The sequence below is a fragment of the Streptomyces albidus (ex Kaewkla and Franco 2022) genome (genome assembly GCF_013870515.1).
Lineage (GTDB): Bacteria > Actinomycetota > Actinomycetes > Streptomycetales > Streptomycetaceae > Streptomyces > Streptomyces albidus.
In genome coordinates, this window is the sequence record NZ_JACBXA010000233.1 from 1 (window position 1) to 9,265 (window position 9,265).

7 protein-coding genes and 1 pseudogene are annotated in these 9,265 nt (G+C 69.7%); 2 read left to right on the forward strand and 6 right to left on the reverse strand.

The features are described from left to right. Window positions 1-21 precede the first annotated feature (21 nt). The 5 genes from H5J26_RS24795 to H5J26_RS24815 are packed head-to-tail and all read right to left on the reverse strand — an operon-like array spanning window position 22 to window position 5,952. Window positions 22-1,068, reverse strand: coding sequence for a LacI family DNA-binding transcriptional regulator (locus tag H5J26_RS24795; RefSeq protein ID WP_181768187.1), 1,047 nt, complete (start codon window positions 1,066-1,068; stop codon window positions 22-24). Continuing rightward, a complete protein-coding gene (locus H5J26_RS24800; protein ID WP_181768182.1) occupies window positions 1,065-2,711 on the reverse strand; it encodes a glycoside hydrolase family 13 protein in 1,647 nt (548 codons plus the stop codon). Before H5J26_RS24800 ends, H5J26_RS24795 begins: the two co-directional genes overlap by 4 nt. Before the next feature lie 59 nt (window positions 2,712-2,770). Continuing rightward, entirely contained in the window at window positions 2,771-3,616 is an 846-nt protein-coding gene (locus tag H5J26_RS24805; RefSeq protein WP_181768188.1) for a sugar ABC transporter permease, read from the reverse strand. 2 nt (window positions 3,617-3,618) lie between these two features. Continuing rightward, the gene (locus H5J26_RS24810) at window positions 3,619-4,647 is read right to left on the reverse strand and encodes a carbohydrate ABC transporter permease (protein ID WP_181768183.1); all 1,029 of its coding nucleotides are present in this window, start codon (window positions 4,645-4,647) and stop codon (window positions 3,619-3,621) included. 33 nt (window positions 4,648-4,680) lie between these two features. Beyond that, window positions 4,681-5,952, reverse strand: a complete 1,272-nt coding sequence (locus tag H5J26_RS24815; RefSeq protein ID WP_181768184.1) for an extracellular solute-binding protein — start codon at window positions 5,950-5,952, stop codon at window positions 4,681-4,683. 258 nt (window positions 5,953-6,210) lie between these two features. Between H5J26_RS24815 and H5J26_RS24820 the strand changes: the two genes are divergently transcribed. Together H5J26_RS24820 and H5J26_RS24825 are read left to right on the forward strand one after the other, a co-directional pair. Continuing rightward, on the forward strand, window positions 6,211-7,251 hold the full coding sequence (locus H5J26_RS24820; RefSeq protein WP_181768185.1) for a LacI family DNA-binding transcriptional regulator: 1,041 nt from the start codon (window positions 6,211-6,213) through the stop codon (window positions 7,249-7,251). Window positions 7,252-7,305: 54 nt separating this feature from the next. Further along, entirely contained in the window at window positions 7,306-8,172 is an 867-nt protein-coding gene (locus H5J26_RS24825; protein ID WP_181768186.1) for a phosphatase PAP2 family protein, read from the forward strand. 72 nt (window positions 8,173-8,244) lie between these two features. Here the strand turns inward: H5J26_RS24825 and H5J26_RS24830 are convergent. Then, a pseudogene (locus tag H5J26_RS24830) lies at window positions 8,245-9,265 on the reverse strand (bifunctional glutamine-synthetase adenylyltransferase/deadenyltransferase); the annotation flags it as partial.

Below are 9,265 nucleotides of genomic sequence, written 5' to 3' on the forward strand. Positions count from 1 at the left end.
GACGGCAGCCCGGCTGTCACCTCACCCTCCGCGGGCTCGGCTCCTGCTCGTGGCGGGGGGTGCCTGCCCCGTTGAACCCCGCACGACGAGCTCCGGCTGGAAGACAAACTCCGTCTGCGGGACCGGGTTCTCGCAGATCTCCTCCAGCAGGGTGTGCACGGCGGCGTTCGCCATGGCGCGTACGGGCTGCCGGACCGTCGTCAGCGGCGGATCGGTGAACGCGTTCAGCTCGGAGTCGTCGTAGCCGACCACCGAGACGTCGCGTGGGACCTCAAGTCCGCGCTGCCGGGCGGCTCTTACAGCGCCGAGAGCCATGAGGTCGCTGCCGCACACGATGCCCGTGCACCCTGCCTCCAGCAGGTCCTCCGCTGCGGCGTGCCCGCCCTCGACCGTGAAGAGCGTGTGCCGGACGAGTCCCTCCGCTCGGTGAGCTTCGCCCAGGGCCTCGAGAAAGCCCTCCGTCTTGCGTCGGGCCGGCACGAACCTGTCCGGCCCGACGGCAAGCCCGATCCGCTCGTGGCCCAGCTCCCGCAGATGGCGCACCGCGATCCGGGAGGATGCCCGGTCGTCCGGGGAGACGAAGGGCGCGGCGATGCCCTCGTTGTAGCCGTTGATGAGCACGAAGGGCACGCCTCGGTCGGACAGCCGCGCGTAGCGGCCCGTGTCGGCGGTGAGGTCGGCGTGCAGCCCGGAGAGGAAGATGATGCCGGTGACTGCTCGTTCCACGAGCTGGTCGACCAGCTCGTCCTCGGTCGCTCCTCCGGGCATCTGCGTACCCAGCACGGGCGTGTAGCCGTAGCCGCTCAGTGCCTGCTCGATGACCTGGGCGAAGGCGGGGAAGATGGGGTTGGTCAGCTCCGGGATGACCAGCCCCACAAGTCCCGCGCTCCGCTGCCGAAGGCGTACGGGCCTGTCGTACCCGAGCACGTCGAGCGCGGCGAGCACGCGCGCACGGGTCGAACGGGCCACGCCCGCCTTGCCGTTGAGCACGCGGCTCACCGTGGCTTCGCTGACCGCGGCCTGTCCGGCGATGTCGGCGAGACGGGTGGCGGGCAGAACCGACGTCATGCTGCCGGCCCGGTGGTCCACCAGACGGTGGTGTCCGGCGGCAGGAGGAGCGAGCCGTCGTCGAACGTGCCACTGGCGAGCAGCAACTGGCCCGGCCGCGCGGGGAGTTCGACGGGCTCGTCGCCCGTGTTCACGGTGCACACGAAGCCGCCGCGCCGGAAGGCCAGCACTCCGTCGGGTGCGGGCAGCCACTCGACGGACTCCCCCGCGCCCAGGTCGTCGTTCTCGCGGCGCAGGCGCAGCGCCCTTCGGTACAGCTCCAGGGTGGAGTCCGGGTCGCCGGTCTGCGCCGAGACGGAGAGTTCACCCCAGCCCTCCGGCTGCGGTAGCCAGCTTCCGCCTTCGCCGAAGCCGTAGGAGCTGCCACCACTCGTCCAGGGCAGCGGTACGCGGCAGCCGTCACGCAGTCCGTCCTGACCGGTCTCCCGGAAGAAGGAGGGGTCCTGGCGTGCCTCGTCGGGCAGGTCGGTGACCTCGGGCAGGCCCAGTTCCTCGCCCTGGTAGAGGTACGCGGAGCCGGGCAGTGCCAGCATCAGCAGTGCGGCGGCGCGGGCGCGGGGCAGGCCGCCGCCCAGACGAGTGCGGTGCCGTACGACGTCGTGGTTGGACAGCACCCACGTCGCGGGCGCCGCGGCCGGACGCATCGCGTCGAGTGATTCGGTGACGACGGCACGCAAGGCGTCCGCGTCCCAACCGGTTTGCAGATAGTGGAAGTTGAACGCCTGGTGCAGCTCGTCCTCGCGCACGTAGAGCGCGGTGCGCTGCGAGTTGGGCGCCCACGCCTCGGCGACGCCGATGCGCTCACCGGGGTACTCCTCGAAGACCCGCCGCCAGTCGCGGTAGACCGCGTGCACGCCGTCCTGGTCGAAGAAGGGCAGTTCCTGATTGCCGAGCAGCCTCAGCTGGCCGGAGGATCCCGTGTCGGGAAGGCCGGGTGCCTTGATCAGGCCGTGGGCGACGTCGACGCGGAAGCCGTCGACGCCCATGTCGAGCCAGAAGCGCAGCACCGTGCGGAACTCGTCGTGGACGGCGGGGTGTTGCCAGTCGAAGTCGGGCTGCTCCGGTGCGAAGAGGTGCAGATACCACTCGCCCGGGGTTCCGTCGGGGTTCTTCGTCCGCGTCCATGCGGGGCCGCCGAAGACCGACTCCCAGTCGTTGGGCGGCAGTTCGCCGTGCTCACCCTTGCCGGGGCGGAAGTGGTAACGCTCGCGTGCCGGTGTTCCGGGGCCCTCGGCCAGCGCGCGCTGGAACCATTCGTGCTGGTCCGAGGAGTGGTTGGGCACGATGTCGACGATGACGCGCAGGCCCAGCCCGTGTGCGTCCTCGATCAGCGCGGCGGCGTCGGACAGGTCGCCGAAACGGCCGTCGACGGCGCGGTAGTCGGTGACGTCGTAGCCGCCGTCGGCCTGCGGCGAGGCGTAGAACGGGCTGAGCCACACCGCGTCCACGCCCAGCCCCGCGAGATGGGGCAACCGCGACCGCACGCCTGCGAGATCGCCCATGCCGTCGCCGTTCCCGTCGGCGAAGGAGCGCGGGTAGACCTGGTAGATCACCGCGTTCCGCCACCAGCCTGTGCGGTCCTGTTGCGGGCCGGGGCCGGCAGTGGAGGTCGCGGTACGGGCACGGCCGAGATGCTGGGTCATGTCGTCCCTGTGAGGTAGAAGTGCGGTGCCGTACGGCAGTTGAGAGCGCGCCGGGCGGTTCAGGACTTCGTCGCACCCGCCGTGAGTCCGGCGACGAGGTGGCGCTGCGCGAAGGCGAAGACGACGGCGGCAGGTACGGCGATGATGACGGCGGCGGCCGTCATCGAGCCCCAGTCGGCTCCGTAGCGGTTGACGAAGGTCTGCAGGCCGCCGGCGAGCGTGAGGTTCTCCTCGCCGGTCATGAACGCGGTGGCGTACGCGACTTCGGCCCACGCCGTGACGAAGGTGTAGAAGCCGGTGACCGCCAGGCCCGGTCTCGCGAGCGGGAGCACAAGCCGCCAGAACGTGCCGAAGGGGTTGAGGCCGTCGACCCGTCCGGACTCGTCGATGTCGACGGGGATGGTGTCGAAGAAGCCCTTCATCATCCAGGCGCAGAACGGCACCGCGACGGTGAGATAGGTGATGACCAGGCCGACGGGCTGGTTCAACAGGCCCATGGCGGCAAGCGTGTTGTAGAGCGGCACGATCAGCACCGCCATGGGGAACATCTGGGTGATCAGCAGCACCCAGATCAGCGGCCGCATGCCGGGGAAGCGGAAGCGGCTGATCGCGTATCCGGTAGTGGCGGCGATGAAGACGCCGATCAGTGTCGTACCGACCACCACGACCAGCGAGTTGGCGAACCAGGTGAGGAAGTAGGTGTCCGCCACCACGTGCGAGTAGTTGTCCACCGTGAAGTTCTTCACCAGCGCGGCGGAGAAGGACTCGCTCTTCGGTTTGAACGAGGTCACCAGCAGCCACAGCGGCGGAAAGAGCGCGACGACGGTCGCGGCCAGCAGCCCCGCGTGCAGCCCGAACGCTGCGAGCGGGCTCCGCTCGCCACGCTTCCTGGGCTCGGAACGCATCGTCACCACACCTCTCCCTGGCGGCGGAGCGCGCGCCTGTAGACGACCGTGAAGAGCGAGAGCAGCACCAGGATGAGCACTCCCCAGGCTGCCGAAGTGGCGAAGTCCCGGGGGCTGTTGACGAAGGAGAGCCGGAAGGCGTACGTCACCAGGATCTCGGTGGAGTCCTCCGGCCCGCCCTTGGTGAGCAGGTAGATCACGGGGAACATGTTGAACGTCCAGATGGTGCTGAGCAGGACGACCGTGCTGCTGACCGTGCGGACGCCCGGCAGCGTGATGTTGCGGAACCGCTGCCAGGGGCCGGCGCCGTCCATCTCGGCCGCCTCGTACAGCTCGCCGGGAATGCCCTGCAGGGCTCCCAGCATCGCGACGATCATGAAGGGGACGCCGAGCCACACGTTGACGCCGATGACGGCGACCTTGGCCCACACGGGATCGCCCAGCCACGGGACGGCGTCCACGCCGCCGCCGTCGAGCACCTTGTTGAGCAGCCCGTTCTTCTCGTTGAAGAGCATCTTCCAGGCGAAGACCGAGACGAAGGCGGGAATGCCCCAGGGCACGATCATCGCGACCCGGTAGAAGGAGCGGCCCGCGAAGCGCCGGTTGAGCATGACCGCCAGCGTCAGGCCGAGCCCGAACGTGACGGAGACGCAGCCGGTCGTCCACACCACGGTCCAGCCGAGCCGGTCCCAGAAGACGCTGTCGCTGAGGATCGCGACGTAGTTGTCGAGCCCGGTGAAGTGGTACGTCGCCGGGATGTGGTTGACGCCGATGGTGCGCGCGACGTTCGCCTCGTCGGCGTCGGTGAGCGACAGGTACGCGCCGCGCACCAGCGGATACCCGATGATGACGCCGATGACGAGGACGACCGGGGCGACCATGGCCCAGGCGTACCAGTGCCGGGCGAGCGCCCTGCGCAGCCTCCCGGTGCCCTCGCTCTTCTTCGCAGTCCCGCGTCCGTGACCTCCGGCGGCGTCCTTCACGCCGCCCTCGGTCACGGACGCCGACCGGCTGGTGGTCTCCACAGCCATGGCCCCTTGGCCCGTCCCCTCTTACTCGTCGTCCTACTTGTAGCCCTTGAGCAGCTTGCGGAAGTCGTCGCCGACCTTGTCGGCGGCGCCCTCCGGGCTGCGGCTGCCGGTGAGGACGGCGTCCATCTGGCCGCGGATCGGCTCGAAGAGGGAGTTGCCCTCCGCGATCCAGGGGCGCTGCACGGCCTTGTCCACGGCCGGCTTGAAGAACTCGACCATGGTGTTCTCGCGCACCGAGGGCTCTTCGTAGACGGACTCGCGCGTCGGCAGCAGGCTCAGCTCCTCCGTGGTGCGCTTCTGCACCGGGGCGGAGCTCATGTACTTGGCGAACTCCTGTGCCGTGCGCAGGTTCTTCGTGCCCGCGTACACCGAAAGGTTCCAGCCGCCCTGCGGCGATCCGCTCTGCTTGCTTCCCGCGGGTACGGGCGCGACGCCGAGGTTGTCCTTGTCGTCCTTGAACTGCTTGCCCTGCTGGGCACCCGCGATGTCCCAGGGACCGTCGATGATCATGGCGACGTCGCCGTCCTGGAAGGCCTTGAGGCCGTTCTCCTGGCCGTCGCTGCTGTCGGTCTCGGCGGCACCCGAGTCGACCAGGTCCTTCATGGTGGAGAAGGCGTCGGCGCCCGGCCCGTCGTCGACGGTGACCTTCTTGGACCCGGCGTCGACGAGGTCGCCGCCCTCGCCGTAGAGGTAGGGCAGGAACCAGTAGGGGTCGTCGCCGCGCAGGTAGAGGGCGGTCTTGCCGCTCTTGCTCTTGATCTTCTTCGCGGACTTCTTCAGCTCCGCGAAGGACTTCGGCACCTCCACCCCGGCGTCGTCGAGCATCTTCTTGTTGTAGAAGAGGCCGAGGGTGTCGGTGACCTGCGGGACCGCGTAGGTCTTGCCCTTGAAACGAGTGCTGCCCGCCGCGGTCTTGAGGTAGTCGGACGCGTCGTCGAGGGCCGGTGTGCCGTCGAGTGGCGCGAGGTAGCCGAGGTTGGCGAAGTCGGCGACCCAGGCGACCTCGGTGCGCATCACGTCGGGAGCGCCGGAGTTGCCGCCGGCGGCGTTCTTGAACTTCTGGTTGGCATCGCCGAAGTTGACGTGCACGTACTTCACATCGACCTTCGGGTGCTTCTTCTCGAAGTCCTCGGCGATCTTCTTGTACGTGCCCTTCTCGGCGTCGTTCGAGGTGTCCCAGTAGGTGACGGTGCCGGCTATCTCGCCCTTGGCACCGCTCTCGCTGCTTCCGTCGCCCCCGCCGCACGCCGTCGCCGTCAGTGCGAGCACCGCAGCCGCCGCGATGACTCCTGTGCCACGCCGCATGTCCATCCCCTCCCACGTGTGCGCCCCCCGCCCACCGGCCTGGGGACCCCCGGCGCCTTGGACGGCGCCCGGCTGCGGAGGAACGTAACAGCGCGGAAGTCTTTGCGAAAGACTTTGCGGCAAGTTTCAGCAAGTTGAATTGCAGATCTCGACCTGCTGCTCGACGGCCGCAGTACGACGACTGTCCGGCGGCTGCCCGGCCGCTGCGGCGCGGGCACCGGTGCGCAGGGTGTGACGCGGCCGGTACAGTCCACCCCTGTGACCGCGCGACTAGCTGACATCGCAGCACAGGCGGGGGTCAGCGAAGCGACGGTCAGCCGTGTCCTCAACGGCAAGCAGGGCGTCGCCGCGGCCACCCGTGAATCCGTCCTGGCCGCTCTCGACGTGCTCGGATACGAACGCCCCGTCAGGCTGCGGCAGCGCAGTGCGGGGCTGGTCGGTCTGATCACCCCCGAGCTGGAGAACCCGATCTTCCCGGCGTTCGCCCAGGTGATCGCCCAGGCCCTCACCCGGCAGGGATACACACCCGTACTGGCGACGCAGACACCCGGCGGCTCCACCGAGGACGAGCTGACGGAGATGCTCGTGGACCGCGGGGTCGCCGGCATCATCTTCGTCTCCGGGCTGCACGCCGACACCACCGCCGACACGCAGCGCTACGAGCGGCTGCGCGGGCAGGGCGTGCCGTTCGTGCTCGTCAACGGCTTCTCGCCGAAGGTGCGCGCGCCCTTCGTCTCCCCCGACGACCGCGCCGCGATGCGCCTGGCCGTCACGCATCTGGCATCGCTCGGACACCGCCGCATCGGGCTGGCTCTCGGGCCGGAGCGCTTCGTGCCGGTGCAGCGGAAGATCGAGGGCTTCCTGCGCACGATGCGGGAGCAACTGGAGCTGACGACGGACCAGGCCCGCGAGTTCGTGGAGCACTCGCTCTACACCCTGGAGGGCGGACAGGCCGCCGCCACCGCCCTGTTGGAGCGCGGCTGCACCGCGGTGGTGTGCGCCAGCGACATGATGGCGCTCGGCGCGATCCGGGCCGCACGCCAACAGGGCCTGGACGTACCGCGCGAGGTCTCGGTGATCGGCTTCGACGACTCACCGCTCATCGCTTTCACCGATCCGCCGCTCACCACGATCCGTCAGCCGGTGACGGCGATGGGGCAGGCCGCGGTCCGTGCGCTGCTGGAGGAGATCGGCGGTACACCCGCTCCACACAGCGAGTTCGTCTTCCTGCCGGAGCTTGTCGTGCGGGGTTCGACTGCGTCCGTCCCCTCGGTCGCAAGGAGGACGGAAACGGCCTGATACCAGACCGCAGGATGATCGGTGAGATGTCCTGGTCTGGCAGACTGTCCCCTCATGGGGGCACCGACTACAAGGACCACATACGCAAGCCGGCCGAACGACGCGGACCCGGGGACGGCCGACAAGGGGACCGCCGGGGGCGAAGTCGCCGACGACACCGGGAGACCAGCCGCACCCAAGCGGCTACGGGCGGTGCGACGGCCGAGCATCTGGTTCGAGAGCGTCCTCATCGCAGTCTTCTACGGCGTCTACTCCCTGATCCGTAACGCCGTGCCGGAGCAACGCGTCCAGGCTCTCGACAACGCCGACTGGGTCTGGCGGGCGGAGCACTTCCTCGGCATCGCCGTCGAAGCGAGCATCAACCACGCGGTCAACAGCGTCACCTGGCTCATCCTGTCGATGAACTACTACTACGCGACGCTGCACTTCGTCGTGACCATCGGTGTGCTCGTGTGGCTCTACCGCCGCCACCCCGGGCGTTACGCCGCGACGCGCCTCGTCATCTTCGCCACCACGGGCATCGCCCTGCTCGGCTACTACCTCTTCCCGCTGGCGCCGCCCCGGCTGATGCGCGGCGACAGCTTCATCGACACCGTGCAGGTCCACCAGACCTGGGGCTCGATGGCGTCCGGCAACCTCGCCGACATGTCGAACCAGTACGCCGCGATGCCGTCCATGCACATCGGCTGGTCGGTGTGGTGCGGCCTCACCATCGCGGCACTCGCCGGGCCGCTGTGGGTGCGGGTGCTGGGGGCGCTGTATCCCGTCGTCACGCTGATCGTCATCGTCTGCACGGCCAACCACTTCTGGCTGGACGCCGTGGGCGGCGTGATCTGCCTGGGCTTCGGCTTCGCCCTCTCCTACGGCTGGTACGGGCGCCTCGCGTACCGCCTTCCGAAGCTGGCCGCCGCGCCCGCCTAGACGGGTGGGCGTACGCTCCGGCCGTCCCGGCCCGGTGATCCCGCCCGGGCCGGCGGCGCCCCAACCGGCCCGTCAGCCCTCGTAGAAGAGGCGTTCGGCGACAGCACGGGCCCGCCGTGTCACGCGGCGGTAGTCGTCCAGCATCTCCCCGCTGCCGCTCGGCTCCCCCACCCGGGGGCCGGGCCCGGCCGACTCGTAACCGAGGTAGCGTCCGACGGCGCCCAACTCCCGTGCCTCGGACGGGAAGGTGTCGCCCGCACGTCCCCGTACGAGCATCACGGCGTTGCGGACCCGCGTGGCCAGCAGCCACGCCTCGTCGAGGGTGTGGAGGTCCTCCTCGCTCAGCAACTCCGCCTCGCGGGCGGCCGCCAGCGCCTGGCGCGTACGGGTCGTACGCAGCCCGGGCACCGCCGCACCGTGCTGGAGCTGTATCAACTGCACCGTCCACTCGACGTCCGCGAGGCCTCCGCGGCCGAGCTTCGCGTGGGTGGTGGCGTCCGCACCGCGCGGCATGCGTTCGGCCTCCATACGGGCCTTCAGCCGCCGGATCTCGCGCAGCGACTCGTCGGTGAGCCCGTCGGCCGGATACCGCAGCGGGTCGACCAACTCGACGAAACGGCGGCCCAGTTCCTCGTCCCCCGCGACGGGGGCGGCGCGCAGCAGCGCCTGGCTCTCCCATGCCGAGGACCAGCGCCGGTAGTAGGAGTCGTAGGACTCGAGGGAGCGCACCAGCGGCCCGGACTTGCCCTCCGGGCGCAGGTCGGCGTCGATGAGCAACGGCGGGTCCGTGGTGGGCAGTTGAAGAAGCCGGCGCAGCTCGGTGGCGACGGCGTAGGCCGCCTTGTTCGCCTCCTGCTCGCTGACGCCCTCGCGCGCCTCGTGCACGAACAGGACGTCGGCGTCCGATCCGTAGCTGAGCTCGGCACCGCCGAAGCGGCCCATGCCGATCACCGCGAAGCGGGTGGGCAGTTCGTCGCCCCACTGGCTGCGTACGGCGGCGCGCAGCGCCCCCGCGACGGTGGCCGAGTTGATGTCGGTGAGCGCGGTGCCGATGCGGTCGACCGCCTGCGCCGGGTCCTCCGTCGGCAGCTCC